Origin of the sequence: Klebsiella sp. JN_Kp122 (genome assembly GCF_040062085.1) — a bacterium.
Lineage (GTDB): Bacteria > Pseudomonadota > Gammaproteobacteria > Enterobacterales > Enterobacteriaceae > Klebsiella > Klebsiella aerogenes.
The window spans coordinates 49,213-75,711 of the sequence record NZ_JBEAHW010000018.1 but is presented as its reverse complement, the minus strand read 5'-3'; the positions used below and the strand labels follow the sequence as shown (position 1 = coordinate 75,711).

The following is a 26,499-nucleotide window of genomic DNA, read 5'->3' as shown; positions in this document are numbered from 1 at the left end:
ATCCACCTCACACAAATACATCAACTGGATCGCCAGCTGCGCGCGCGTTGTCGTTCGCCTCCCGACGGAGGCCGAGAACATAGCCAACGGGATCCCAACTGGACAGAATTGCATTGAGCTCTTTCTGGCTGTGCCAGGTTGTCAGGCGTTTTTTAAGCTCGGTGGCGCAGGCGCGCAAGTTCTCCCGAGTAGGGCCGGCCATCTTCATGCACAAGCACAAAGTCAGAAGCAGATCCGAATATTCGTCGGCGGCCGCGCGCAATGCCGCAGGGTCGATGCTGGCTTCCAGCTCAGGTAATCGATGTTTAAGACTCATGCTGCACCGCCTTTGACGCGGGAGATGGTGTTATCAGCCTTCTGCACTTCCGGATGCTCGTCATAATCCGGAAGATAGCGGCGAGCGACAGCAGCCAGGGAAACCAGCGCCGCCAGAAGCTCGTCGCGCTGCCCGGCGACTTTCGCATGCTCAAGCGCTGCGTTTTCCAGCAGGGCCTTGTGCTTCTTGTAAGCCTCATATGCGTGCCAGGACTGGCCTTTGCTCACGCTGGTGGTAATGTCCGCTACCTGTTCAGGCGTCAGCGTGGTCAGTGGTTGCGCAGGGTAAATCAGAACCTGCCCGGCGTCCCAGTCGAATCCAGCCTGAATTGACTCTACTTCAACGGATGGCGACGCGCCGATGCTGCCAGGCGAGAGTATGAAGATGGTGATCTCCGGGTCGCGACGCTGCGTAGTTGGGTTTGACCAGATGCGGGCTACCAGCTCAGTGAATTTGGAGAATTTCATTCCGCGCTCAGTCATTCCAGGCCTCCAGTTCGTTCTCTATTTCGTCGTCGATTTCGTCGTTGGTGGCTTCTTCATTCAGGTAGTCGCGCGCTTCTTTGAGATAATGCTCTCGACGCCCGTCGTACCATGCTGAGAACTCTGGCGACCAGCAATTCCTGTCACCCACATGAGCGAAAAAATCGTGCATTGCGTTGTTGTAGGCCAAGTTTTCAACCATGCAATACGCCGTAGTCAGTGCCGCCTCACGGATGTAACCGCGGAGATCGCGCTTGTGCCAGTAGGGGCTATATTTCGAATCGCAGCGCCCTTTGAATTCAACTTTCCAGCGGCGTATGCATCGTGCGTTAAGTGATTTGCTCATATCGTTATCGGGAGGGCTAACCCTCCCGCCTCCCTTAGCCCAGGTATTCCGGTTTCATGTCGTCCAGGGTGATACGGAACTGGTCATACAGTTCATCACCGAGGTGGCGGCGCGATGAGGTCAGGGTGCCTTCTGCCTTCGCGAATAACGCTTCGGCTTCCGGATCCCCCGGGTTAGGAAGTGAATTTATGGCAGCCTCAATCTTGTTCTTCGCATCAACAAGGTAGTAGCGCTTCACCGCCTTATTCTTCAGCTCGGTATAAAGAGCAGTACCCAGCAGAGCTTTCTGTGATTCGATGTCTGCGCGAATGGCTTTGGCCTGATCCACTGAGTCAGCTGTATCAATTCGGTCGCGGAGTCCATCGGCAACTGCGTCGACGTTAGATGCAGACTCTTGCGTGCTGGTGGAAGCGCCAACGGAGTTTGTTATCTCATTCAGCGTGACTTTTTCTGTTTGCGCTGGGTTGATAACCTTTTCTTCGCGTTCGTCAATTTCGTCGGCGGTATATACCCCGAGGATTACATCTGGACAATACAGCCTCGCCCAACGTTTAACGGCAAGATAGGCCAACTGCTGGCGTGGGTCGCTCGCCCACAGTGTAGAATTGCGTACTTGTGCCTGAGAAAGCATCAGCACAAGCTCACGAGGTTCTGATTCTCCTTTGAGCGTTGCCCAGGCGCGGACGCCCACGCCAGCTTCATCTTTCAAATCCCAGCCCGGCGCGATGTAGTCGTTACCTTTGCCGCTGGTTTTTTTAATGAAGCGGCCAACGATATTTTCCCATGCACCAAACCATTCAAAATGGATCCGGTCTTTGGTTGGGGCCATGGTGTTAATTACCGCATTCACCAGTTGTGCCTCATAGCCAAGCACACCTGAGTTACCCACGATGAAGGTTTTCTGTGCCACTGCAAACGGATCCATACCCCAACGCGCTGCTTGCATCACTACAGCCATGCACGCATCTGGTTTACCGCGGTAATGTTCAGGGACGAAATTTCCACTGTTGGCCATTACTTCAGAAAGCGTGCGCAGGCGGTTGAACAATTCACCATTCGTCAGAATAGAAACGTTGTCGATCTTCTGGGTCTGGTTTTCAGTAGTTGCGACTAAATTGGACATTGTTATTCCCCTTATGCCTGTACGCGCAGCGCTTCGAGACGGCGCACATCAAAATCGTTAAGTTCTTCGGCGTAGTCTTCAGTGATTGGCGCCGGCCATTCGCCAGTGTCGAAACCGTTCGCGATGGCGCGCATTGCTTTGCGGTATTCCAGCATGCCGAGTTCCAGTAGTTCTTCTGATGCCTCGATAATGGCGATCCAGTGGTAGTTCTCGTCTTTGTTGACGAAAATCCAGAAGAACTGATCCAGAGCCGCGGTTTCGCAGTACATGGCTGCGCTGAGGTGGTAATCGCGCTCAATGATTTCCCTGTGCAACTTCGCGCGCAGCCCTTCCTGCTTGATGTTCCACATGCTGATGGTCTTCAGGTCCGCACCAATGCGCAGGCCGCTCATGTCTATCTCAAGGTCAGGGCGTACGCGAACTTCCAGCCCGGTTTCCTCATCAATACCGAAATAGCTCACCTCAACGGCGCGGCTCGGATGCTGGAGCAGCTTGCCGGCGGTGGGGTGATTCAAAAGTGCTTTCTGAATGTCCAGCGCAGTGCTCATCTGCTGGCGGGTAACCAGTATTTTTCCTTCCGGGTTTTCGCGCCATGCATCCAGCAGTTCGTCGGCAAACACGGCATCCGGTTTAACCGATTTCACAGCCTGAATCAGATCCGCTTTAGTGCCTGATACTTTCAGCGGCTGCGCCTTCTGGGCCTCCTGAGCTACCATGTCAGGGTTGATAATCGCCAGTTGTTCTAACAGGGCATCCCGGCTGCCGCTGGTTCTCACTAGGGCGGGCAGAGTGGCGTTATATTCTTTGATGCATGCCTTCATTTTGGCCGCGGTAACTTTCTGACCATCTTCGACGCGCTGAAATTCAGCGGGTAAGGCCATGTAGTTTTCACCTGTTTGGGTAACGTCATCACCCATAGGAACCGGTTGAGGCAGTGTGGCGTTGTGTGCCTCCAGCAACGCCTTGATGTTGTCAGCACTCAACAGCGACGGAAGCCCGGCGTTGTACTCGTCGATAAACGCGCGGATCGTCGCAGTCGTGGTGAAGGCGCCTTCAGGGATTTCCGGCTCGATGCTGAATTCTTTTTCCAGCTGTTCAGGCTGCAGCGCCAGCGCATGCACCAAATTGCCCATATCCAGAACAGGAGATCGCGTTTTTTCAATGACTTTCGAGACGTGACGCTTTTCGAAATACATCAGAGATATACGGGCATCTTTAACCTGAGTAGAACTGATGCCGTTCGCCGCGTGGTAAATCTCGTTCGGAACACTTTCATATCGACCGGGCTCGAAGAATTCAGGCCATTTTGTTGCTTCAGGCTCTGGCTCATGCTCTTCTTCTGCAGTTGCTGATTGCTGGTCCTTCAATACTGCCGCGGTAAGGTCAGGGCAGCGCTCAGCAAGAATGTCGCGCATGTTCACGGCATCTGCTTGCGGAGCAGTTGCATCAGTGCCTTCGCTTGCTGATACCGCATTATCATTTTCGTCTTCGACTGGCTGAGCCGTTTCCATCTGCACATCGCTAGTGGTTTCCCCGGAATTAGCTGGATGTAATTTTTCTTCTGCAGCGCGCTGGCGCGCCTGGTCCACAATAGAAAGTGCTGAAGCTGGTGCTGGCTGGCTATCCATCAGACCATCAATCGAAAAAACACCATTGCCCATGTTTGAAACTACAGGCTGTTTGGGTTTAGTCAGGTCTTCCGTTACCCAGTTCGGTGCATCCGGATCGCTTACCCCTTCGATATATTCACCGCGCTCAGCTGCGAGAATCTTATCCACGGCAGACCGTTCTTTTTGGGCTTCCTCCACCAGTTGAGCGCCAACAACCTGATATTCGGTTGAGAGGTTTTCCAGCTCCGGTTTGTTTTCCTCGCCATCAATAGCTTTCTTCACGGTGTTAAGAACAACGGCGGCAGATGAGACATGCCCTGCTTTCTCAAGCGTTTCAGCAGAGGGCGTTTCATGCTTATGCTCTGTCAGGTTCGCATTGATATAGGTCTGCAGACTTACCGGGAAATGATGAATATCGCTGGTGGCGTCACGAATGAGGGCAAAAATGGCAGCGCGTGAATAATCCAGGATGCCTGCGGTTTTACGCAGCGCAGCAGACCATTCTTTGAATGGGCTTTCTTTTTTCTGGACGATTTCTTTAGCCCGGCGATGAATGGATGCCGGGAAATTGTAGATATCGAAATCCATCGGCATTGTGGCCAGCGCAATCTCAACATCAAGCGTATCTAGCGTATGTGTGTAGTCAGGATTGCGATCGGTTTTATTACCGCCGCCAGCATTCGTTCCTGCATCAGTTTTCATAACCGAAGAAATGCAGTTACCGGCAGCCCATTCCCTGGTGAGAATGCCGCGGTCGATCGCGTTCGTGGCGAACCACAGTTTTGCAAACTGGATACGTTTACCGAGCTCATGCCGTTTCCCTTCCGGGAAGACTTTTTTATTGGCGCTGGTGAATTTCCAGAGCGCCGGCATATCGTATTTTTTGATTTCAGGGATATTCTCGGCGGCCAGAATCAGATCCTGGACGGCTGCGTTATCAGTGTCCATTTCAAGAACTGACAGCTCCTGCCGGTGAGGCATGCTGATATGATAAACGTGACGTTCTTCGGCCATGTACTGCGCCAGCAGCTGAGCGCGAAAGGGGAGTTCTGCCACGTTAAATAGCGCGCTCGAATCGTCCTGGTATTCATCGCTACCGAAAGTTTCCACGGTCTCACCTTGTGCCGCGTCACCAGTAGTATTGGCATCAACCAGCTCGCCACTAACGGGCTCAGCAGATACTCCGGCATCATCGATGTGATGATCCGCAGGCGCCTGACCTGGCTTCAGAGCCCAGGTGCGGCCATCGTTGCCGAGCTGGTAGCGTTCGCACCATGAGTAATCGAGAACACCTTCCGCCGGCAGGTCATTGAATACCGGGAAATCGGTACGAATTGGTTTTTGATAGTCTTTGCCGCGGCCTGTTTCGATCCCAGCGTCTTCCAGATCGACGTCGAGCTGCAGTAGGGCGCGAGCTTCTGATTTATTAGTGCGCCAGATTACGGCATCAGCTTTACCCGATTTTTGAGTCGCTTTTATCAGATAAAAATATTCCATGTGATAGCCTCTATTTTGGATGTAGAATCCCCCGGGCCATTGGTAGCGCCCATTCAGGGTGGTCATTGGTTATTGGTAATTTCCGGTGGAACTTTGGTCGGTGTCACCGGACGTACAGCCCGCTTCGGCGGGTTTACGTTAGCTCTCGTGCGCCATCTGGTCGTAAGAGGCGCAGCGTTCAGAGCAGTACTCTTTTTCTTTCCGTGCGAGCTGGTTTCCCTGGAGATATAACAGGGGGCTTACTACTGGTTTTCCCTCGATTGCTTTACGGCAGTAACCGCATTTCTTCTGCATTCCTCCCCCTACATTTGCACCGTGAACCCGGCTGGATGCTCGTCCAGTACACCTTTCAGCGGATAACATTCAGCTTTCACGTGTTGCTCTTCTGCCGCTGCCTTGCAGTCATTCTCAGTGTCGTAAACCCCGAGCAGGACATCCTGATTACCGCCCGTCAGCATGCTGACGGTGAGAACCAGGGCAAACATCGTGCTCATGAAGGGTCTCCTTTTTGCGCGAGCATGTAGCACACCCGGCGGATGAAAGCTGACAGCGGACTTAAACGAACAGCCTGCTGACGAGCGGGTTTGCGTGCGAAATCAATCATAGAAATAACTCCCTCAGTGCGCTGATAAGCGCTATCCAGATGAAGAGTCCAATTACTGCCGAAATGACCAGGGCTCTGATGCCGCGCTTGCTCATTTCAACCTCTGCCTTGTCGCCGGCCAGCGGAACGTTTAAACCTACTGCGCGTTGATCTCTCCACCTCATCCGGTGTTTCGTATGCCGCCGGCAGCTACTTCGTGGGCTCCATGCCTGGGTGGTTTTTTTCGATGGAATAATTAAACACAATGTTTACTCAGTAGTCAACTAAATGAGTTGTTTTAAGTAAACAAAAAGTTTACACGCAATTGATTTAAGAGGTGGGTTGACTGTTTTTAATGCTGTTATTGGTTTAAAAATCATCAGCTAGAATGGTTGTGGAGCGAGATGAGTTGGATAGAGTTCGAGCTTTCATCGCTGACAGGATTGGATGTACTCAACTGCGCACCTTAGACAACGTCATTCCAAGGGAGCGCCAAAGGATGTATAGGAAAGGGAATCAGAGGGGATGGTATACTTATATTGGCTACGCCTGTGGTGAATCCATGTTCTGCTTGTAGTCATGAACGGTTGTTACATGATTGCTAGTAAAAAGCACGGCTTAAAGAGGAAGAATGATCGCAACGATGTTGAGGTTTACAACATTTGCATTAAAATACATGAAGCATAATTCTATGAATAATATGGGTTTTACAATTACAAGACTTTTATAATGTCCAATATATTGAATAGGTAATCTGCAAAGCTAGAGGTGTGCACACGGTTTCTCTCACCATAGAGAAACCATTCCGCCACCATGCGGAAGGCGAAAGGCCCCGAACAAAACTACTATTCGGGGATTTTATTCAGAGAGGTTTCTTAATATCACCATTTATAAGCAAATCGTAGGCTAAGAACAATTTCCTATAAACAGTCTTTAAGTTTTCATTATCACATGATATAAATTGTAAAAATATATCTTCTTTTACATAGACAGATAATTCACGCACATCTATGTGTCTAATATTTTTTATAACGACAACTGGTTCTTTTCGCTTGCTAAATCCTGCGTTTTTTATCTCTGTAATTGTGGTAAAGATTCGTTCTGCATTTGCTTTATCTAATGTTATAGAGTTAATTATATTATCCAAGTTACCATGACGCTCGATTCTTTGATTAAGTCGAGTTAATGCTTTTTGCTGCAAATTTAAATCACGGAAGTTGCAACTGGATATAATCTTTGAAAACGGTAATCTTATTGTATTTTTTGCATCAATGATAAACTCAATTGCTAACTTGTTGGATATTTCATTTTTCTCAAACAAATAGTCCTCTAGATAATTAAGTTCTTTTATTTGAGTGAAAACGTATTTTTTATCACCTAAAGCTACAACCAGGTTTTTTCCCTGTTTAACGCTTTCTTCAAGTTTATCTAAGTCTGATGGAGATACTAGTAATGTGTCGAGATTGCCTTTTTCGCCTTCATTAACAATAAGTGTCTTAATTGCTCTCTGATATCGTAAAACATCATAAGGAGACAATCCTTCATCAACAGTGCTTATCTCATCATAAATCTGTTTGTAATTGTCTGTTTCAACAGAGGTGTAAGTAACCTGAAGTTGCTGATCAGTTATTTGCTTTATGATTACTTGCTCTTCATTTGGTTTGTGTTGAATAAGAATTATTCTTTCAGCTGATTTCCTTCCATCTTCTTTTGGTAATTGTGATGAGAAGTCTGACAATAGTTTTTTCACATTTCTATCTGTTAACGAATACCCTATAAAGAGAATTGGATTTTTAATCATATTCGATAGTATTTTTGCACTTATGAGAATTGCACTATCATCATATTTCTCATAGTCCTCAGCGCTAATTACAATTGATTTCGGTTCCTTGATATCTCCATGTATCTTGTATAACTCACACCATCCGATGGTGTCTTCGAAGAAACCATTATTTCCAATATATAGTTTAGGGGTGACGCCTTGATCATTAAGCAGATGCTCTATAAAGGCATCATAATTAGTAGTAATGATCATTTTTGCTTTTTTTAATAGTGCTTTGAAAGAGTTTAATTCATCTAGGTCTACATCATCCTTAAGCGTAGGAGAAGAGAACCGTTGACATATTGAGTATTTGAAAGGTGAAATGTTTTCACTAAACACACGTTTTGCGTCTAGCCCTTCAAGTTTAATTGCGTTGCCAGTAAAAAGCTTGTTAAAGTCATTCTCTATTTTAGTTGCTGCTTCGGTGTATATTTTATGATCTAAATCAGAATCATCGCCAATGCTGGCTCGAAATTTCTCTTTTATTGTCAGAAGATAATTATAGAAATCTATTTCAGGATTTATTTTTTGCCAATACTCATTTAGTAAATCTTCCCAAGTAGGGTAATTTTTTAGATATCTTTTAGATATACCTGAACCAATGAATACGATAGGGTAGCTTTTGAATTCAAAAAGTTGGTTTGGCATATCAAAATCCTTCTAGTTAAACGAAGCATATTGTGTGTTTTATATCAGTTAAGACAAACATACCGTATTTATAGGGTTGAAAAGTAAAAATAACCGTCTTGCCTATATGTTTGTATCATGCTGCCGAACAACCAAAATACCTCATCAGCCCACTATTGAGTACGAATGCTGTCTATACCTCTGAGGCGGTTACTCAGCATCACCCTTAATCCGCCGCCCCATGTACTTGGCGTACAGCTCATCGAGCTCCTTCAGCCGAAGAGATATGATCCGCTGCATGTTCTGTTGTTCTTCTTCGTTTGGCAGTTGGTTGTAAAGTTCAAGCAACCTTCGCTCGTCAGGTCTCAATCCGTCTTTAGAGCCCACATCTTGGCCTAAAACCCATTCAAGGCTGACGCCAAGCGCATCCGCGAGCTTTATCGCAGAGCTTTTTCCTATTGCGCCCCGCACAAACCAGTTGTTAACAGACTGCGCGCTCACACCACAGATCCTCGCGATATCAGCTTTTGATATGCGCTTCTTCTCAATGATTTCGTTAAGCCGCTGAACCTGCGGGTTATCTGCTTGGTGCGTATTTTTTCTCATATATCACGATTTTAAACTAAATGTTTACGCTCACAACATTCATAAAGTTGACATTAAAATAAACATAATGTTTAATTTGATTCGTAAACTATAAGGAGTCACTTATGAATGCATTAGAGAAAGCCATAAAAAATGCCGGTAACGCAACAAAGCTTGCTGAAAAATTGGACGTCTCATCAATGACAATTAGTCATTGGAAAAAACGTTGTGGGGGGCTTGTGCCTCAGGGACGCATTTCCTCTATTTTTCAGGCTACAGGCATTACACCTCACGAACTTCGCCCTGATCTTTATCCAAATCCAACAGACGGCCTACCGAAAGAGGAAGGCTGACCATGCAAATACTCTCCTTTCAACAAAATACCGGATTCAAGACCGGCACTTTGATAAAGCGAAATCAGCTGAGAGAGTCAGATCACGACGCTATTCGCTCCGCCGTTCGCGCCTGGGCTGCAGCTGAAGGGCAGGATGTTGTGTCGGCACACATCATCGATGAGTGGCGACAGCAGGGCGGCGAGGAGATCGCGTTTCCTGATGATATCAGCCGTGCCCGCCAGAAGCTTTTTCGCTACCTGGACAACCCGGCCGAGTCTGAGCGCTATCGCGAGTATGTTCGCCTTCTTACACCGGCGATCATGGCCGTTCTTCCGCTGGAATACCGCCACCGCCTATTGCCCGAAGAGAGTTTTATGTCCCGACTGGCTCGTCTGGAGAAAGAAACCAGCGAAGCGAAGGTTGCCGTTGCTATGGGGGCACCACGCCATCAGAAGCTGAAAGAGCTGAGTGAGGGCATTGTCGAGATGTTCCGGGTTGACCCAGAGCTAACGGGGCCGCTAATGGCAATCGTCACCTCAATGCTCGGCACGTTGTAGCTGGAGGTTTACGTGAACCATATCGAATTCATTGAGAAAAACGTCCGCGAAGAGCTTATCCGGCAGGGATTTACCCAGTCAGTGGCTCAGGGGGGCATTTCAGGCTGTCGATATGTACAAGCGCATGTCACAGGCCAGTCGTAAGGGAGGCATTTTTGATGATGTTATGCGCCACGCCAGGCTGTGGGCTGAGAAGCAAACCAGCGCTGCAGAAAAGCGAGAAGCAAAGAAATCAATCCGTAAGGGGAATAGCCAGGTTGGGTTGTTCTGAGTGGGTGAAGACTGTTGTGCGCCAACACAGCCAGTCTTCGGGGTGTGAAAAAAGGGCTCTTAGTTCACGGAGTGAGTATGTCAAATACCGCTGAAGTTATCAATTTTCCGATTAAAACCGAGCGTTCGGGAGGTCAAATGGCCGACCTGGCTAACGGGTATACCAAGATCGCAAACGAGATACAGAAGCTCAAGCCACGTCTGCGGATGTCTGGTCGTGAGTGGCAGTGTCTTGAGGCTGTTATCTGGCTTACCTATGGATGGAACAAGAAGCAGGACCGAGTAACAAACACGGTGATTGCTGAGCTTACAGACCTCGGAGAGTCGCATATTTCCGACACAATCAAATCTCTCGCGGAGCGGAAAATTATCTTCGCTCATAAGCAGGGAGTGATGAAAATTGTCGGTATAAATACTGAGCTATCTGAGTGGATTTTAGACAAGCCGAAAACGGGAAAACTCTTCCCGGAATCGGGAAAAGTGTTACCGAAAACGGGAAAACTCTTCCCGGAAACGGGAGACACCCAATACAAGAACAAGAACAATAGTAAAAGATCTTCTTCGTCTCGGAATTCTAAAGAATCCCGAAACGAGGAAACTTTGAAGTTTCTCTCTCGTCATCCAGAAGCGTCCGATGGGATTTATACCCCTGCGGGAAAATCCTGGGGAACAGCTGACGACCTCAAAGCCGCGCGATGGATTTTCGATAAAGCCCTCACCGTGAATGCCTCACTCTCAGAACCGAACTGGGTTGAATGGGCAAACACCATCCGTCTGATGCGCATGCAGGACAAGCGCAGCCATTACGAAATCTGCGAATTGTTCAAGTGGGCCAACGAAGACAGCTTCTGGCAGAACAACATTCTGAGCCCCACCAGCCTGCGAAAACAGTGGGATAAGCTCACGACTAAACGTCAGCGCAACCCAAACCCACAACACGCGAAATCCTGTGCAGCTGCGCTGGACAATACCGACTGGATCAAGGGGGTACTTGAATGAAATCTCTCGCAGAAAGCATGCATAACTTTGACCGGAAGAACTTCCAGCGTATCGCAGCCGGCATGTCTGAAATGCAGGATGCGCATAGCTTTGCACATCAGGCGACAAAAACGGCTGAGATATTCAACGAGCTGTTTCGCCAGCTGCTCGCCGTATTCCCGGCACTGGCCAGCAAGTCTGCAGAAGACCTCAACGAGATGCGCCGGCAATGGCTTCTTGCGTTCAAAGAGAACGGGATCACCACCATGGAGCAGATTAACGCCGGAATGCGTGTTGCCCGCAAACAGGAAAAACCGTTCATGCCGTCGCCGGGACAATTCGTCGCCTGGTGCCGTTCAGAACAGGCTGTTTCTGCTGGACTGCCAGATGCGAATGAACTGGTTGATATGGTCTACCAGTATTGCCGAACTCGCGGACAGTACCCCGACGCAGAGTCATATCCTTGGCCTGAGCACAAAGTCATCCCGGCCACGCTGAAGCACAAAGCCTGCTACTGGATGGTCACGGGACTGTACACCGATATGCGCGCAAATGGCCTCAGCGATTCAGAACTGCGTCGTAAAGCATCGGATGAACTGTTGCGTATGGTTCGTCGCTTGAACGCCGGAGAAACGCTTCCAGAACCGGTTAAGCAGATCCCAAAACTCGGCGGACGTCCGTTAAGCAACGAGCAGGGGTTAAACAAAATTGCTGAGATTCGCGCGAAGTTCGGTTTGGGAAGAGAGCGGAATCATGGCTAGAGCATTTTCAACTGCTGAGCGCCGGGAGTATGTCCGCGCAGTGATTCGTCTCACGAAACATAAGGGGCGACTGACGACCAGCGAAGCAATGAAAAAACTGGGGTTAAGCCGCGATACCGTTCTGAAGTATTTCCGTGATGCGGAAGCCACTGGCGAAGTTGTTCGGCATGGCCGATCCGGTTTATTCCGCGATCAGCGCGCCATCATCGATTTTGACATGAAACGATTTGGTCTGGTGCCGAAAGCAGTTGTTGGGATGAATTACAGCCTGCTTGGCAGTCCTGTTTTTCAGCGAGTTTTAGATGTTCAGGAGGCTATTCATGGCTAAGAATTCTATCGATGTATACGGTGCCAGCGGCAAAACAAACGTGCTCAACTTCGAGCCTGAAAACCTGCACCTGGTCACCGATAAGGCCCACCCACTTTACGATGAGCGTATTCACCTTCCTATCAGCGAGGCAATGGTGCTGAACATCATGGACCAGGGAGTACTGGAACCAATCATTGTCTGGAAAGACCGCTGAGAGCGGGTTGTCCTGTGTGGTTGATGGTCGCCAGCGTGTGCGCCATACACTGGAAGCCAACAAGCGTCTGTCGAATGAGGGCAAAGAACCGTTACAGGTTCCGGCAGTCACTAAACGTGGCTCTGCTATCCGCATGGCGCAGGCGATGGTAAGCGCTAACGAAATCCGCCAGGCAGATACGCCGCTGGGCCGCGCAAAAAAAATGGCTGATGCGCTGGAACGTGGACACGATGAACAAGACCTCTCTCAGATGTTTGGCTGTAGCGTCCAGACCGTACGCGCAACGCTGTCACTGCTGGATGCTACTCAGGCTGTTCGCGATGCAGTGGAGTCTGGAACTGTCACCGTTACTCAGGCGCGTCAGCTGGTATCGCTTAAACCAGAAGAGCAGCGGGAGAAGGTCGCTCAAATCGAAGCGGCAACTGCTGGCACAACCGGCCATGAAAAAGCCCGGCGTCAGCGCGCTGTGCTTGGCGAAACTAAGTCACGTCTCAAATCACGCAAAGAAATCACAAAAGCCCTCGAAGGTGCCAGCGGTGAATACGCGGCGGCTCTGCGCTGGGTGCTTGGGGAGGCTGTATGACAATCGTAAAAACCCATACCGGCACCGTGATCACCAAAGACGGTCCGAAGGTAAAAAAACTGCACCAGACAGAGCGGATGTGGGTCGTCGGCAAAAACGAGTTTTACCACAAAGAAACCGGGCGCCGTCACTTTGCAGAAAATACGCGCCGCCGGTTGTTGTTGGAAACGATTGAGGCGATAGGTGGTTCACATGACTGAACACGTCGAAAAATACACAAACAAGGCTATAGAAATCATTGCCGACTATATCCAGCGCACTAACAAGAAAAACGAGCAGTTGCAGGAAGCGAAGGTGCGCTTGGATAAAAAAATCGCTCTGTTCGCAGACGATGAGAACTGCAACACAAACAGGCTGATGGCCGTATTTTTACCAGCAATGACCAGCCATACCCGAGATGGCTTTTTCGAAGAGATAGCCAGAGCCTTAGATAGGCTAGAGTCGGTGTGAAACAAACCACCGTATGGGGGGGAGGATGTTATAAACTATCAAGGAATGGTCGTCATGATACTCAACCTTTCCCTTCTAAATCCCAGCTAGTACAAGGCGTAGTTTAATACTAATTGAAATATTACAATGCCGTTCAGAGAGTCGCATACTGCGAAAGTCCATAATCGATACAGGTATTGAACGGAGAAGAATTGATGACTGACAACGTTCTGACTGATGAAGAATTGAATGCTATCATCGCAAAATTACAAGCACACTATGCAACAATGTCTGAATTTGGCTTGAAGAAGAAACCGAAGAGGCTAGTCAGTTACTAAGGGGGTTATGTGAATTGAGGCAGCACAGACTATTGGCATTGCTGTGATCATTTGTATAGCGTAATAAGAGAGCATCAGTTTCCCTGCTATGAAGATGAGTATTTCTTAGGTTCAGGGCTCTTTCAAAGTTAGCAAATGCTCTTTTTTGCTGTATATTAATATAAAAACGGAAGTAAGTGAGCGAATTTTTATAACTCGATAGCATATGGAGATAGTGATGAAGAAAAAGATTGGAAACATATTACCTGTATTGCTGGCAGCGGTATTCATCGCCTCATGTAGCGTTCATGCTAAAAACAGAGAGCTCAGTTTCAGTGCAGGGGATGAAACCTTCACATTGAAAAAAGATTGTATTGATGATGTTTCATTTAAAGATGCATCCTCTCCCAGCGTTTTTATAAAAGTCAAAAAGAGTGAAGTCTGCTCTCAAAAATTCGACAAGCTTATCTCTGATAATATAGGAAAAAATCTAGTCGTCACTTTCAATAGTCAGGCTCTCCTGAATGCTAAAATTGCATCACAGATAAAAACAGAAGACGGATTTAATCTTTCCGTACCTAATAAAGATACGGCTCATAGTATTTATGGGGTTTATGAATAACATAAATGGGCACCTTGTAAAAGGCGCCCTGTATTTAGTAGTTAATATTGAATGCTAATATTTTGCCCGATCGTATGGCTCTTAAAACGAATACGATCAGTTCCTGCACCATTATTATCTGTTACTTGATATGAACCAGGGCCTAAAGTATTAATCGTAACCATACCATTTGTGCCGGCATACTCAATTTGTATAGAAAAAGTTGATGGAGCTTCAGACACAGTATCAAAATTGATTGTATATACGTCAACACCAACATGCGAAGCTAAATCAACCCATGGACCCCAAGTGAGCGGAGGTGCCCATGCTTGTGTGGAGGCGCCATGATTCTGACCACCGGGTGTTCCACGAGCTTTAGAACGATTAGCGAAAGCAAATAATTGATGAAAACTATCGAAACTGATGGATAAACCATCGGTAAGAATTAAGCGCGGCTGTTGATTATGATACTTTTTCGCTAAAACAGTAATACGTTCTTCAACCTGCCCGATGGGGATATAGTTCGTTACTAATCGATATCCATTGGCAGGTGTACCATTTTCCACTACGACTTTGGTGTCAACTGGTAATGAATCAACGTCTGGTCTGATTTCACTTTTCTTCCTTTCAGAGATATCTACTGGCCACCCGTCTGGGGTAATAGCGACTGGGAAATTGACTCCTCCTTTAATGTGACCAGTCACAGGTACGTGTGGGGCATTCGAACCACCTGGAATAGATAAGTCTTGTCCAAAACTGGGTGATGCAGTGCCTTTTACAACCATGGTTTCATCAGCCATGATAATTCCTCTTTGACGTTTAAAGTTGTAAATAAAATACTGTATAAATAACCAGTATTTCTACTGTATTGTTGTTGATAATCATTGTCAACAAGTCTGGAGTTTTTTTTAGGTTGGAACAGTCATTAGCCTGTTATGCGCATCATTCAAACATTTGACCTTAAGGTTGAACAATATTATTTTTGAGTGTACTGTTTGTATATACAGTGCTTTTGGGGGTGTTAATGTACACCGAACTGAAAATGAATAAGTGGATAAAGTCATCTACAGTTGCGGAACTGGCGTTATGTGAGTACGTCTGCAGGTCACTCAGGGAGGGAACGTGACGATTTGTTTTGAAACTCCTAATGATCAGGCTTGGTACGATGTAGTAAGGCGGACTGATGGGGTCGTTATATGTAGCTTTCCTTCAACGGGAAGGCATCTCGTTTATAGGTCCGATGGTATTATCTCCATGCGCCCATTATTGCCAGAAGAAGAAATATTTACCTTAAATGGATTTATGAGGTTTGCTGAACGACTCGGCTATCGTGTTATTCCACCTTCTGATAATATGAAATCAACGGCCTGAACAACCGTTACCTACTGCGCCACGGAGAAAAACCATGGCGCAATTGCACTTAATAAAACATTCTCAAGGTATCCTGATCCCCGCAACGCCGGAGACCAGCGATTTTCTTCAAACAAAATGCAAGCTCGGTGCCGTCCTGGAGGCCGAATATAAGCTTGTCCGCAACCCGGCGTTTCACCGCCGATATTTCGCCTTACTCAATCTGGGCTTTGAATACTGGGAGCCTACTGGCGGCGCAATCTCTTCGAACGAGCGCAGGCTAATTCTCGGTTATTCCAAATTCCTTGCATCCCATGGTGGCAATGAATCGGTATTCCAGGATATCGCCGAGCAATATCTTGACCGCGTCGCAGAAAAACGAGCCGGAAGCATCAGTATCTGCAAATCCTTTGACGCCTATCGCTCATGGGTAATCGTGGAAGCCGGCCATTACGATGCGCTTCAGCTGCCAGATGGCACTCTGAAAAAGCACCCACGCAGCATTTCTTTCGCGAGTATGGACGAAACCGAATTCCACCAGCTTTACCAGGCCTCACTGGATGTGCTCTGGCGGTGGATTCTGTCCCATAAATTCGCCAGTCGTGAAGCTGCTGAAAATGCAGCGTCTCAATTGCTCAGCTTTGCGGGGTGAATCGATGAAATATTCATGGTTTCACCATCACGACTGCACGACCGAGCAGGCCGATGAACTGATAGATAATTACCGCAAACGCGGGGTAAAGGTCGAACGTAGTTTAAACCAGGACTTTACGACCTGGACCGTCAGCGCTCAGCTGGTGGAAGACAAGAATCCACCGCGCCCTGATTCCCGCTGGCGCAACCGGATGTGGGGTTGAATATGGCAAAGAGACCCCAACGACGCTGCAAAATCTGCCGGGCGAAATTCACTCCAGCTTTCGAGAACCACCGCTGGTGCTCTCCTGAGCATGGCGCTGAATTTGCCATGCAGGAATTGGAGAAGAAGCGCGAAAAACAGGCGCATGCGAAAGCGAAGAAAGAGCGCGCCGAATGGCGTAAACGCAAAGCCTCGGTGAAGCCCCTCAGGCACTGGGAAGATATGACCCAGCGTGTCGTTAACGACTATATCCGCGAACGAGACTACGACTTGCCATGCATCAGCTGCGGCACTTTTGACACGGTTCAGTGGGAGGCTGGTCATTACCGTTCCCGCGGTAAAGCATCGCACCTGCGTTACAACGAGGACAACATTCACAAGCAGTGCCATCACTGCAACGTGCAGATGTCAGGAAACCAGCAGCAGTACCGCATTGGCCTGGTAGAGAAAATCGGCGCTGAGCGCGTCGAGGCGCTGGAAAACAACAACACCCCTCACCGATACACCATCGAAGAACTGGAAGGCATCAGACGCCATTACAGCGCGCTACGCCGTGCGCTAATAAAACAACGGGAGGCCGCATGAGCCGTGACGGTATCGAACGTATCCGCGAACGCTGGCAAAAGCTCCGCCTCTGCCGGCACCGCGGAACAGTAATGACCGATTATCGAATTTTGAAAAACTTTGTCCGCATTTATCAGTATCTGGGAGAAATAGCATGAACCTCGAAAATACAGTGAAATACCACTTCGCGAAGTCCACTATGATTAGCGATTCTCCACGAGCGACGACATCAGACTCATTAACCGGCACTGACATTATGGCTGCAATGGGCATGACACAGGAACGTGCTGCTATGGGGTATAGCGCTTTTCTGGGCAAGATGGGCATTAGCAACAATGATCGAGAACGAGCTATCGGTCTATTAGCTGAATATGCGCTGACAAAATGCGATAAAGTTGCCGCGCTGCGCAAGCTCGCGACGAACGTAAAACCTCAGGTTATTCAGATCCTCGCAACGTTCGCCTTTGAGGACTATTCGCGAAGCGCTTCCAGCAAAAAAAAATGTGACTGCTGCTGCGGTTCCGGATTCATCGACGTAGAGGTCTTCACCAACAAAGTATCGTATCCGGACGGCAAACCGCCGAAGTGGGTCAAAGTTACAAAGGGGATCTATCCATCATACTGGGAGGAGGTGAAGTCGGTCCGGGAGCAGGTCCGGGTGCTTTGCCAAAAGTGCAAGGGAAAAAGGACTGTTAGCGCTGCCTGTAACGACTGCCACGGTCGGGGGAAGGTAGTGAACCAGGATGAGACGGAGAAGCAGGGAGTGCCTGTCATGGGCAACTGCAAGCGCTGTGGTGGTCGTGGGTATGAGCGAATCCTCTCCACTGCTGTGCACAGTGCCATTTGCCAGGTAACGGATGCCATCACCCTGGATACATGGAAGAAGACGGTTAAACCATTTTTTGACGAACTGATCACTAAATTCGATATAGAAGAGGCATGGGCGGAGGGACAGCTCAAACAAATAACGCGCTGAGATATTTACTTTTCCCGAATTCGTGTTAATTTGTTCTAACGATGGGCATTGTCTGTTCACCGTTGATCAACCCGCCAGCGAGCGGGTTTTTTTATGGACATAAATTACCATTGCCATTCGCATGTGTATAATTCCCTGCTTTGCATCAGGCGATATTATGAGAAAGATTATTTTCCCAGCATTGTTTTTAGTGGCTTCCGCGCATGCCACTAACCAGCCAACGATGATGGTTTTCAAATGCTCTCCAGAACATTCTAAAAACAACACTATGGTTACTTGGCAAGATGTGAAGAAACAAGATGGCTGGCATCGTTATGCTAGCTGGAAAGATAAGGAGGGAGAGCATTATGGCATTGAACTGTATTTCAATGGTTCATCGCCTAATAAGGATGGACAGATTGAGGATATATATGTGTTTGGCAATATGGATAGCCAGAAAAAAATATCAGGACCCGCAATCTCTATGATTCTCAATAAAAAGGCAAAGTTGCTAACTTACAGTATTACGAACGACTTGGTAGGGTCGGACGTGCACAACCCTCTGGAGAAAGGGACGTGCACCTTAAGCGATAAAGGTTAAATCTACTATCGAGCCACATCAGTATAACAACTTCATTAAAGCTGCCTTTTGGCGGCTTTTTTTATATCAGGCTCACGGGAATCATCTGCGACGAGCTTGGTTGATAAATCAGCCCAACGGTCCTGACCCTTTCAAACACACACAGCACCCCGTTTTTTCGGAGGTGATATGGCTAAACGTATGCAAGATAAAGAAAGCATTGCCGGAGTCTCATGGCTGATTGTCCTTGCTCTGTCATGCTGGGGCGGTCTTGTCCGATACCTGATTGACGTTAAGCAAAACAAAGCTACCTGGAGCTGGATTAACGCTCTCGCGCAAATCGTGGTTTCAGGATTCACCGGTGTCATCGGTGGGCTTGTCAGCATAGAAGGCGGCCTAAGTATTTACATGATTCTGGCCACTGCCGGTATCAGTGGGACTATGGGTTCTGTAGCGCTCACGTATTTCTGGGAGCGAATCACCGGAGTGAGAGCACAATGACAGCAGACCAGATTATCGAGGGTATCCTCGGCAAAGAGGGTGGTTATGTCGATCACCCCTCTGATAAAGGCGGCCCTACTCGCTGGGGTATCACGCAGAACACAGCGCGTGCATACGGTTACAAAGGCGATATGAAAGAGCTCCCTCGGGAAACTGCGAAAGAAATCTATATGCAGCAGTATTGGCTGGAGCCCAAATTTGACAAGATCGCCGAATTGTCACCATCAATCGCAGAAGAGTTATGCGATACCGGCGTCAACATGGGGCCGCGTGTTTCCACAACGTTCCTTCAGCGTTGGCTGACGGCACTGAACCAACGCGGCAAACTATATCCCGACCTGAAACCTGATGGCGTCATTGGGAACATCACGATCGCCGCGCTGCGCAGTTACCTAGCCGTACGGGGTAGCGCAGGGGGCACGGTGATACAGAAAGGGTTGAACTGCAGTCAGGGCGCACGGTATCTCGAACTTGCGGAAGCGCGGGAAGCCAATGAAGAATTTCTCTTCGGGTGGGTGAAGGAGAGAGTAAACCTATGAAGCTAATTATCTTCTTTCTGCTTGCGCTGGTGGTTGTTTTAACGTTGTTGCTGTTAAGAAAGTATACCCGGATTGAGTTTGTGGGACATGCTCGCCTGTTACTTAGAACTTGGTCTGTTCGTCTGGGGACTGCTGGCGCGCTGGTCGGTGTATGGGCGCAGTCATTCCCGGATGCCGCGCTTCATGCTTGGGCAATGCTGCCGCCGGATATCAAAAACATCCTTCCGCCAAATATCGTTGCACTAATTAGCCCTGCGCTGGTAGTGCTGGCGGTGCTCTCACAATATGTACGGCAGCCGGCATTGAAAGATAAGGCCGACAAACAGAAAGAGCCGAAGCAATGAGTTTTGAAATTATTGCTGGGCTGGTGGTCCTTATCCTGGGTGCTATCGCTGGTGCATTCGGTATTGGCCATGCTCGCGGTACCAGCAAGGCAGAAGCCAAATCAGCACAAACGCGTACTGAAGAGAAAGCCGCTGCTAGCGTCGCCGCGTCTGAACGGAAAGAGGAAGCCACAAGAGAGGCCTGCAATGTACAGCAGACAGTTAGCCATATGCCTGATGACGATGTTGATCGGGAGCTGCGCGAAAAGTTTACCCGCCCCGGTGGTGGTTGATACGGCCTGCAACTGGGTACGAATCATCTACCTGACCGACTACGATATCAATGTGCTGGATAAGCAGACCAAGCGCGACATTCTGGCGCACAACAAATCAGTGCTGGCCAATTGCTCGCAAATTACAGAGAAGGGTGCTAAGTAATACAGAGAAGGTCTAACTTATTGATATATATACTGCCACTTTAGTAAAAATCTGAAAGCGAGACAATAGAGCGGTAAACAATGAAAAGTTTGTATCTAATTCATGGGCGCTAATGCACTATTGATTTTTAAATTCCTTCAATCTAAGAAGCTGCCCATGACGAAAAATTCACTTCCTAAACTTCCCCACGATTATCGTTACGGAGACGAACACTCAATCCAGCCTCATTCTGATGGGGAATATTTTGCGCCACAGGGGTGTGTTATCAAGTCTGTTGATCTTTCTAACGGAGTGGTTATCTATGTTCCTATCCAGCGCTACATTGAGCATTTAAATATATGGTTCACTGTCTAAGGAACCCTCGAGTAATTTGTTAGCAACCCACTTGGTTGGAGCGAATTGATCATTGGTATCAAAAGAACAGCATATACATCTTTTGTTCTGGTTCAATGTTCTGGATAGTAGTGAATAATTAATATAAAGGGCTTTTTCAGTAATTAAATGATATCGATAGCCAAAATGAAGCTATCATCTCGTAACTACTGCCAGCTAACACCGAAATGGCAGAGGTCAGTTATTAAGCAGAAAAGTCTCACCCGGGTGGCTCCTTAGAGATTTTAGTTTTCTAACTGGTATTAACCAAAGGTCGCATCTTTATGCGGCCTTTTTTATTGTGCGCAACAAGTATCCTGTAGGTAACCGCTCTGCTTGTATACGTGGCAAGGATAAATGCGAATGCATCACAGAGGCCATTCTCAGAGTGACCTCGATAATGCCCCACATCGCACAGAGGTAAGACATGTCAGAGATCACCGCATCCGAACAAATCCGCCTAGATATCATCAAGAAAGTTAACTACGACACTGCCGCGGCTAAGCTGGCCATTGATTGGGTTGGCGATAGCTATCTCAAAGCAGAGCTCTTTGCAGACTCTTTCGATCGTGTTTACACGGAAAGTGAGATTGTCTCGAAAACCCGAAAGGCTATTCAGGAAGCAACCGAAGCGCTGGCACTGTTTGATACAGTCACGGAGCAGTCCAGTTAAGTCGTTACAGCAGGCATTCTATGAGTGCATGTGATAATGACAATTTGTGGTGTACTTGTTAATCGTCAAAGAAGCAGGAGATAGAACGCAACTATCACGATGGCTACCCTACAGAGAGAGGCACACCCGAGCCAATATGTACACCACAACCCACACAGGCCACAGGCGTTCGCTGGTGGCTTTTTTTATTGGAGTAATCCATGGCAAAGCCGGACTGGGGCGAGCTTCAGCAACGGTTCCTGTCCGATCATGCCGCAACCGGCGTATCACCGAAGGATTGGTGTGAAGCGCAGGGACTGAATTACGCTACTGCCCGCCGATATATCAAGAAACCCACTGCGCAAAAACCTGCGCAGAAGAAATTGCGCACTGCGCAAAAGGAAAAGTGCGCAGAAGAGCTGGTGGATAGCAAACTGAGTCCAAAGGTAAAGCGCTTCATTGCCGAATACCTCAAGGACAATAACGCCACTGCCGCCGCAGAGCGAGCGGGTTATAGCGACCCAAACTATGGCCGTCAGCTTCTAACGAATCCTAACGTTACGCAGGCCATTGCGCAGCAGCAGAAAGCATCCATTGCGCGCACGCTGGGAAGTGCTGATGAAGTGCTTGAGCAGATGTGGCGGCTGGCAACTTTCGACGCCAACCAGCTTTCTCAGTATCGCCGCGGTAGCTGCCGTTACTGCTGGGGCTTCGGTCATCAGTATCAGTGGCGCGATGCCGTAGAGTACGAAGAGAAGCGCCTCGAAGCACTTGAGCGTAAACGTCGGGAACCTTTGGATGATGGGGGATACGGCTACGACCACACTAGCGCACCTAACCCGGAATGTCCTCGCTGCAATGGGGATGGTATCGGCCAGCCTTTCTTCGCTGATACGCGCAAGCTGGCGCCTGATGCAGCGCTTGCCTATTCCGGCGTGAAGCTCGGAAAGAACGGTGTGGAGATAACCGCTATCAGCCGCGAGCGAATGTTCGAGGCGGTGATGAAGCGTCTCGGCCTGGCTGATAGTGAATTCGCCCAGCGCCTGCAGCAGATAGAAATTGAGCGCCGGCAGCTGGAGATCGACAAACTTCGCAAAGAACTGGCCGCTGACCCGGAAGATGACGAGCCAACGCCAGTTGCGATCAATATCAACGTAGTCGATGCGCGAGTGAGGGAAGAGGATGGCGATAGCACCGACGCTTAACGTTCCTCAGGCCAAATTCCTTGCGATGCAGTACAAGTTTAAGGCCTATGTCGCCGGCTTCGGTTCTGGCAAAACATGGGTCGGTTGCGGCGGCATCTGCAAAGGAATGTGGGAACACCCAAAAATCAACCAGGGTTACTTTGCCCCTACGTATCCGCAGATCCGTGACATCTTTTATCCCACCGTTGAGGAAGTAGCCAATGACTGGGGGCTGAATGTCAAAATCAACGAGGGGAACAAAGAGGTTCACTTCTACGCCGGGCGCCAGTATCGCGGAACCACGATCTGCCGCTCGATGGAGAAACCACAAACCATCGTTGGTTTTAAAATTGGTAACGCGCTGATTGATGAGCTGGACGTGATGCCCGCGCAAAAGGCGCAATTAGCCTGGCGAAAAATCATCGCGCGTATGCGTTACAAGGTGCCCGGCCTGCGTAACGGAATAGACGTCACCACGACGCCGGAAGGGTTTAAATTCGTTTATCAGCAGTTCGCAAAGGCTGTGCGTGATAAACCCTCTCTCTCAACGCTGTACGGACTGGTTCAGGCCTCGACGTTCGACAACGAAAAGAACCTGCCGGCGGACTACATCCCGTCATTGATGGAGTCATACCCGCCGGAACTGATAAAGGCTTATCTGCGTGGCCAGTTCACCAACCTGACCAGCGGGACGATTTACCATCAGTTCGATCGTAAGCTGAATAACTGCCGGGAAGAGGAGCAGCCCGGCGAGCCTCTGTATATTGGTATGGACTTTAACGTCGGGAAGATGGCCGGGATTGTTCACGTGTTACGTCTGGGGCTTCCGTTTGCGGTGAATGAAATCGTGAAGGCTTACGATACCCCTGACATGATTCGCATCATCAAAGAACGGTTCTGGCTGTACGACGGCAAAGATTATCGCAAGGTGCGTGAAATCTATATCTATCCGGATGCTTCCGGTGATTCTCGTAAATCCAGCAATGCCAGCGCCACTGATATCGCCCAGCTTAAGCAGGCTGGCTTCAATGTGGTTGTTAATGCATCAAACCCACCAGTGAAAGACCGCATCAACTCGATGAATGCCATGTTCTGCAATGGCAACGGCGAACGTCGCTACAAGGTGAACGTACAGCGCTGCCCGGTGTACGCAGAATCGCTCGAACAACAGGTCTGGGCCGAGAACGGTGAGCCGGATAAAACGGCGGATAACGATCACCCTAACGATGCCGGCGGGTATTTCATTGTGAAGCAATTCCCGATCATCAAACCAACCGGAAAAGTCACCCAACTGCGGATGTAAAAACATGCCTGATATTTCAACGCCCAACCTCGACTATAACGATATGGTTGAGGCATGGGATATTAATGATGCGCTGATGGGCGGCACGCTGGAAATGCGCCGGCAGGGCAAGAAGTATCTCCCGAAATGGCCGAACGAAGATCCTGAAAGCTATAAGGAGCGTTTAGCTTCGGCAACGTTACTACCTGCCTATGAAGAGGCCATTAAACAAAACATCGGGCGAGTGTTTGCTGAGCCGACGGTATTGAGTGAGGACTCTCCTGAACAAATACGAGAGTTGTCGCCAGATATTGATATGGAAGGAAACCGGCTCGATGTCTGGGCACAGCAATTTTTCAGCATCGGATTCCAGTATGGTCTGGTACATGCGCTGGTGGACTTCCCGAAAATTGACCCGGAGGCAGTAAAAACTAAAGCCGACGAAAAAGCCGCGGGATCCCGCCCGTATGCCACGATGTTAAATCCTCGCCAGGTCATCGGCTGGAAATCGAAAGTGGTTAAAGGGAAAGTGGTGCTGACCGATCTGCGTATCAGAGAGGTCATCATTATTGATGGCGATGATTACGGGCAAACGAAAGTTGAGCAAATACGCCATATCATGCCGGGTAAGGTTGAAATTTATCGCCGAAATAAAGGTGAAAATGGTGAAAGCCAGTGGCAGATTCACGACGAGTGGGAAACCAGTCGCGATGATATTCCCCTGGTGACGCTTTACACGAAGCGAACAGGCTTTATGCGCGGTTCACCGCCACTGCTTAATCTCGCTTTACTGAATATCAAGCACTGGCAGAGTCAGAGTGAACAGGACAACATCCTGCATGTCGCTCGTGTGCCGTTGCTGGTGGCTTACGGTCTGGCTGATGGCGAAACGTTGACGATAGGTTCTTCCTCTGCGACTCGTTTCGATGACCGCCAGCGGCAGGGACTGGAATATGTCGAGCATACCGGGGCTGCGATTGAAGCCGGTAAGATTTCCCTTGAGGATCTGGAAAACCAGATGCGTCAGGCCGGCGCAAAATTGCTGCGCGCGGAAAACACATCGACTAAATCCTTAGACCAGACTCACGAAGAGCGGATGCAGGAGAATTCACCTCTCTACACCATGGCAAGCTCGCTTGAGGATGCGCTCGATAATATCCTGCAGATTATGGCGGAATGGCTGGGCGAGAAAGAAGGCGGCAATGTCGATGTACGCACCGAACTGGACGTTTCAGCCCAGACGTTTGATGCCGCAGCTGCAACGGCTGTTCAGTCGCTCCGTCAGGGGGGGGATATACGTCAGGTTGATGCTGTTCGCGTTTTGCAGGCCCTCAAATTTATCGATCCGGACGCGAAGCCCGAAGAGGTAATCGACGAGTTGCGGAATCAGCAGGTCACGCTTGCCGGCGGGCTGAGTAACCAGGGGGGTGCAAATGGCAACGGCGAATGACAAGCTTCAGGATGAATCGATAGCGCATGCGATATGGGTAGCGCGGTACAGCACCAGCGTTGCAAACAGAATGATAAAAATCCTGAATGACAGCGATGCGGAACTGACAGCCAGATTGCTGGTGGCGATGGATAGTCTGGATGCTGACAGCTTTACCGTGTCGCGAATGGAAGCGCTGCTCGTTAGTGTCAGAGCTCTCAATCGTGAGGCTGTGCAGTCAATGTACGCGGGCCTATCTGATGAGCTGCAGCAACTCGCCCAGCACGAAGCAGGCTTTCAGATGAGCCTGTTCCAGTTTGCGATCCCCGATGATGTTCTATCGCTTCATCCACTGGTGGGCATTTCACCGGATGTCGTTTATGCAACTGCGATGGCACAGCCGTTTCAGGGGCGCCTGCTTTCGGAGTGGGCAGATAACCTTGAAGCTGACAGGATGGCTAGAATATCCAATACAGTGCGGCAGGGTTTTCTCCTGGGCGATACCCATGAGCAAATCGCCAGAAAGGTCCGGGGTCATGCTAACCGTGGCTATCAGGATGGCGCGCTGCAGATGAGCCGCTCCAATGCTGGCAGTATTGCAAAAACGGCTGTAGGGCATCTTGCTTCGACTGCCAGGAAAAGCTTTGCAGACGCGAACGATGACATTTTGAAGGGTAAGCAGTGGTTATCCACTTTGGATAACCGTACATCAAAAGACTGTCGGATTCGCGACCGCCTCAAGTACACACTGGATAACAAGCCGATCGGCCATAAGGTGCCGTATCTGCAGGGACCCGGGAAAATCCATTTCTGCTGTCGCAGCGTCGAAACCTACATCCTGAAATCGTCTGATGAGCTCGGTATTGCTGTAGGGCAAATATCAAATAGCTCGCGCGCCAGCATGGACGGGCAGGTGCCTTTGGATACCGATTATCAGGGCTGGTTCTCGCGCCAGTCGTTCACGCGACAGTCCCAGATCGTTGGCGTAACCCGGGCCCGGCTGATTCGTGACGGCGGCATGTCGCCTGATGACTTCTACAACGACAAGGGCGAATGGCTGACTCTGGAGCAACTTCGTAACCTGGATGCTCAGGCGTTCAGCAACGCCAGACTTTAAAGCTTTTTAAG

Annotated in this window: 35 protein-coding genes and 1 pseudogene; 26 read left to right on the top strand and 10 right to left on the bottom strand. The window is 49.0% G+C overall.

All coding sequences use genetic code 11. The features are described from left to right. Nucleotides 1–7: 7 nt before the first annotated feature. The 9 genes from ABLU78_RS06755 to ABLU78_RS06715 form a co-directional block, all read right to left on the bottom strand. Entirely contained in the window at nt 8–316 is a 309-nt protein-coding gene (locus ABLU78_RS06755) for a hypothetical protein (RefSeq protein ID WP_047053502.1), read from the bottom strand. After that, complete coding sequence (locus ABLU78_RS06750; protein WP_080956931.1) at nt 313–783, bottom strand: hypothetical protein; 471 nt, start codon at nt 781–783, stop codon at nt 313–315. The genes ABLU78_RS06755 and ABLU78_RS06750 overlap by 4 nt, the downstream gene beginning before the upstream one ends. Before the next feature lie 7 nt (nt 784–790). Beyond that, complete coding sequence (locus tag ABLU78_RS06745) at nt 791–1,144, bottom strand: hypothetical protein (RefSeq protein ID WP_047053500.1); 354 nt, start codon at nt 1,142–1,144, stop codon at nt 791–793. Between the two features lie 34 nt (nt 1,145–1,178). Continuing rightward, complete coding sequence (locus tag ABLU78_RS06740; RefSeq protein ID WP_196092906.1) at nt 1,179–2,267, bottom strand: RecT family recombinase; 1,089 nt, start codon at nt 2,265–2,267, stop codon at nt 1,179–1,181. 11 nt (nt 2,268–2,278) lie between these two features. Next, nucleotides 2,279–5,374, bottom strand: a complete 3,096-nt coding sequence (locus ABLU78_RS06735) for a RecE family exodeoxyribonuclease (RefSeq protein ID WP_320905268.1) — start codon at nt 5,372–5,374, stop codon at nt 2,279–2,281. A 138-nt stretch (nt 5,375–5,512) separates the two neighbouring features. Then, nucleotides 5,513–5,668 (bottom strand): YdaE family protein, encoded by a 156-nt coding sequence (locus ABLU78_RS06730; RefSeq protein ID WP_348820309.1) that lies wholly within the window; start codon nt 5,666–5,668, stop codon nt 5,513–5,515. Nucleotides 5,669–5,676: 8 nt separating this feature from the next. Next, nucleotides 5,677–5,868, bottom strand: a complete 192-nt coding sequence (locus ABLU78_RS06725) for a YebW family protein (protein ID WP_004179600.1) — start codon at nt 5,866–5,868, stop codon at nt 5,677–5,679. Nucleotides 5,869–6,819: 951 nt separating this feature from the next. Continuing rightward, nucleotides 6,820–8,427, bottom strand: a complete 1,608-nt coding sequence (locus ABLU78_RS06720) for an SIR2 family protein (protein ID WP_032436022.1) — start codon at nt 8,425–8,427, stop codon at nt 6,820–6,822. Nucleotides 8,428–8,616: 189 nt separating this feature from the next. Continuing rightward, nucleotides 8,617–9,012, bottom strand: coding sequence for a helix-turn-helix transcriptional regulator (locus ABLU78_RS06715; protein WP_032436023.1), 396 nt, complete (start codon nt 9,010–9,012; stop codon nt 8,617–8,619). A 104-nt stretch (nt 9,013–9,116) separates the two neighbouring features. Between ABLU78_RS06715 and ABLU78_RS06710 the strand changes: the two genes are divergently transcribed. The 9 genes and pseudogenes from ABLU78_RS06710 to ABLU78_RS06670 all read left to right on the top strand — a co-directional run bounded on the left by ABLU78_RS06710 (nt 9,117) and on the right by ABLU78_RS06670 (nt 14,367). Then, on the top strand, nt 9,117–9,344 hold the full coding sequence (locus tag ABLU78_RS06710; protein WP_032436024.1) for a YdaS family helix-turn-helix protein: 228 nt from the start codon (nt 9,117–9,119) through the stop codon (nt 9,342–9,344). Nucleotides 9,345–9,346: 2 nt separating this feature from the next. Next, nucleotides 9,347–9,883 carry a toxin YdaT domain-containing protein gene (locus tag ABLU78_RS06705; protein ID WP_113373668.1) on the top strand — a complete coding sequence of 179 codons (537 nt, stop codon included), beginning with the start codon at nt 9,347–9,349 and terminating at the stop codon, nt 9,881–9,883. A gap of 348 nt (nt 9,884–10,231) precedes the next feature. Beyond that, nucleotides 10,232–11,152 carry a replication protein gene (locus ABLU78_RS06700; RefSeq protein WP_048228860.1) on the top strand — a complete coding sequence of 307 codons (921 nt, stop codon included), beginning with the start codon at nt 10,232–10,234 and terminating at the stop codon, nt 11,150–11,152. Further along, entirely contained in the window at nt 11,149–11,892 is a 744-nt protein-coding gene (locus ABLU78_RS06695) for a replication protein P (protein WP_196092735.1), read from the top strand. Before ABLU78_RS06700 ends, ABLU78_RS06695 begins: the two co-directional genes overlap by 4 nt. Continuing rightward, nucleotides 11,885–12,220: a DUF977 family protein gene (locus ABLU78_RS06690; RefSeq protein ID WP_048228858.1), complete on the top strand. Its 336-nt coding sequence runs from the start codon at nt 11,885–11,887 to the stop codon at nt 12,218–12,220. Before ABLU78_RS06695 ends, ABLU78_RS06690 begins: the two co-directional genes overlap by 8 nt. Next, nucleotides 12,213–12,999, top strand: a pseudogene (locus tag ABLU78_RS06685) (hypothetical protein). Before ABLU78_RS06690 ends, ABLU78_RS06685 begins: the two are co-directional and overlap by 8 nt. Continuing rightward, nucleotides 12,996–13,199: a hypothetical protein gene (locus tag ABLU78_RS06680; RefSeq protein WP_020804603.1), complete on the top strand. Its 204-nt coding sequence runs from the start codon at nt 12,996–12,998 to the stop codon at nt 13,197–13,199. The pseudogene ABLU78_RS06685 and the gene ABLU78_RS06680 overlap by 4 nt, the downstream one beginning before the upstream one ends. Beyond that, nucleotides 13,192–13,449, top strand: coding sequence for a hypothetical protein (locus ABLU78_RS06675; RefSeq protein WP_048228856.1), 258 nt, complete (start codon nt 13,192–13,194; stop codon nt 13,447–13,449). The genes ABLU78_RS06680 and ABLU78_RS06675 overlap by 8 nt, the downstream gene beginning before the upstream one ends. Before the next feature lie 534 nt (nt 13,450–13,983). Then, entirely contained in the window at nt 13,984–14,367 is a 384-nt protein-coding gene (locus ABLU78_RS06670; RefSeq protein ID WP_048228855.1) for a hypothetical protein, read from the top strand. Between the two features lie 41 nt (nt 14,368–14,408). Here the strand turns inward: ABLU78_RS06670 and ABLU78_RS06665 are convergent, their stop codons facing one another. Then, the gene (locus ABLU78_RS06665) at nt 14,409–15,146 is read right to left on the bottom strand and encodes a colicin Z C-terminal domain-related protein (RefSeq protein ID WP_080968052.1); all 738 of its coding nucleotides are present in this window, start codon (nt 15,144–15,146) and stop codon (nt 14,409–14,411) included. Nucleotides 15,147–15,468: 322 nt separating this feature from the next. On the opposite strand from ABLU78_RS06665, the gene ABLU78_RS06660 reads away from it, so the two are divergent. The 17 genes from ABLU78_RS06660 (at nt 15,469) to ABLU78_RS06580 (ending at nt 26,488) form a co-directional block, all read left to right on the top strand. Beyond that, nucleotides 15,469–15,717 carry a hypothetical protein gene (locus ABLU78_RS06660; RefSeq protein ID WP_072060198.1) on the top strand — a complete coding sequence of 83 codons (249 nt, stop codon included), beginning with the start codon at nt 15,469–15,471 and terminating at the stop codon, nt 15,715–15,717. 34 nt (nt 15,718–15,751) lie between these two features. Then, the gene (locus ABLU78_RS06655; RefSeq protein ID WP_048228854.1) at nt 15,752–16,348 is read left to right on the top strand and encodes a DUF1367 family protein; all 597 of its coding nucleotides are present in this window, start codon (nt 15,752–15,754) and stop codon (nt 16,346–16,348) included. A 4-nt stretch (nt 16,349–16,352) separates the two neighbouring features. Beyond that, nucleotides 16,353–16,553 (top strand): hypothetical protein, encoded by a 201-nt coding sequence (locus ABLU78_RS06650; protein WP_049056602.1) that lies wholly within the window; start codon nt 16,353–16,355, stop codon nt 16,551–16,553. Nucleotides 16,554–16,555: 2 nt separating this feature from the next. Beyond that, the gene (locus ABLU78_RS06645; protein WP_049056601.1) at nt 16,556–17,137 is read left to right on the top strand and encodes a recombination protein NinG; all 582 of its coding nucleotides are present in this window, start codon (nt 16,556–16,558) and stop codon (nt 17,135–17,137) included. Next, nucleotides 17,134–17,274, top strand: coding sequence for a YlcG family protein (locus ABLU78_RS06640; RefSeq protein WP_049056600.1), 141 nt, complete (start codon nt 17,134–17,136; stop codon nt 17,272–17,274). Before ABLU78_RS06645 ends, ABLU78_RS06640 begins: the two co-directional genes overlap by 4 nt. Continuing rightward, on the top strand, nt 17,271–18,092 hold the full coding sequence (locus ABLU78_RS06635) for an antitermination protein (protein ID WP_320905269.1): 822 nt from the start codon (nt 17,271–17,273) through the stop codon (nt 18,090–18,092). The genes ABLU78_RS06640 and ABLU78_RS06635 overlap by 4 nt, the downstream gene beginning before the upstream one ends. A 157-nt stretch (nt 18,093–18,249) precedes the next feature. Next, the gene (locus tag ABLU78_RS06630) at nt 18,250–18,672 is read left to right on the top strand and encodes a hypothetical protein (RefSeq protein ID WP_116548389.1); all 423 of its coding nucleotides are present in this window, start codon (nt 18,250–18,252) and stop codon (nt 18,670–18,672) included. A gap of 180 nt (nt 18,673–18,852) precedes the next feature. After that, nucleotides 18,853–19,152, top strand: a complete 300-nt coding sequence (locus tag ABLU78_RS06625) for a phage holin family protein (RefSeq protein WP_058675830.1) — start codon at nt 18,853–18,855, stop codon at nt 19,150–19,152. Beyond that, nucleotides 19,149–19,691 (top strand): glycosyl hydrolase 108 family protein, encoded by a 543-nt coding sequence (locus ABLU78_RS06620; protein ID WP_143830238.1) that lies wholly within the window; start codon nt 19,149–19,151, stop codon nt 19,689–19,691. Before ABLU78_RS06625 ends, ABLU78_RS06620 begins: the two co-directional genes overlap by 4 nt. Next, a complete protein-coding gene (locus tag ABLU78_RS06615) occupies nt 19,688–20,035 on the top strand; it encodes a hypothetical protein (protein WP_047077968.1) in 348 nt (115 codons plus the stop codon). The genes ABLU78_RS06620 and ABLU78_RS06615 overlap by 4 nt, the downstream gene beginning before the upstream one ends. Further along, nucleotides 20,032–20,307: a hypothetical protein gene (locus tag ABLU78_RS06610; RefSeq protein WP_048228851.1), complete on the top strand. Its 276-nt coding sequence runs from the start codon at nt 20,032–20,034 to the stop codon at nt 20,305–20,307. The genes ABLU78_RS06615 and ABLU78_RS06610 overlap by 4 nt, the downstream gene beginning before the upstream one ends. Then, nucleotides 20,258–20,452, top strand: a complete 195-nt coding sequence (locus ABLU78_RS06605; RefSeq protein ID WP_242490672.1) for a hypothetical protein — start codon at nt 20,258–20,260, stop codon at nt 20,450–20,452. The genes ABLU78_RS06610 and ABLU78_RS06605 overlap by 50 nt, the downstream gene beginning before the upstream one ends. 799 nt (nt 20,453–21,251) lie before the next feature. Further along, a complete protein-coding gene (locus ABLU78_RS06600; protein ID WP_047053459.1) occupies nt 21,252–21,497 on the top strand; it encodes a DUF2560 family protein in 246 nt (81 codons plus the stop codon). A gap of 200 nt (nt 21,498–21,697) precedes the next feature. Continuing rightward, on the top strand, nt 21,698–22,681 hold the full coding sequence (locus tag ABLU78_RS06595; protein WP_320905270.1) for a terminase small subunit: 984 nt from the start codon (nt 21,698–21,700) through the stop codon (nt 22,679–22,681). Beyond that, nucleotides 22,659–23,963 carry a terminase family protein gene (locus ABLU78_RS06590; RefSeq protein ID WP_047053455.1) on the top strand — a complete coding sequence of 435 codons (1,305 nt, stop codon included), beginning with the start codon at nt 22,659–22,661 and terminating at the stop codon, nt 23,961–23,963. Before ABLU78_RS06595 ends, ABLU78_RS06590 begins: the two co-directional genes overlap by 23 nt. A gap of 4 nt (nt 23,964–23,967) precedes the next feature. Then, nucleotides 23,968–25,392, top strand: a complete 1,425-nt coding sequence (locus tag ABLU78_RS06585) for a DUF4055 domain-containing protein (RefSeq protein ID WP_045419392.1) — start codon at nt 23,968–23,970, stop codon at nt 25,390–25,392. Then, nucleotides 25,376–26,488 carry a phage minor head protein gene (locus ABLU78_RS06580; protein WP_117025805.1) on the top strand — a complete coding sequence of 371 codons (1,113 nt, stop codon included), beginning with the start codon at nt 25,376–25,378 and terminating at the stop codon, nt 26,486–26,488. The genes ABLU78_RS06585 and ABLU78_RS06580 overlap by 17 nt, the downstream gene beginning before the upstream one ends. Nucleotides 26,489–26,499 lie beyond the last annotated feature (11 nt).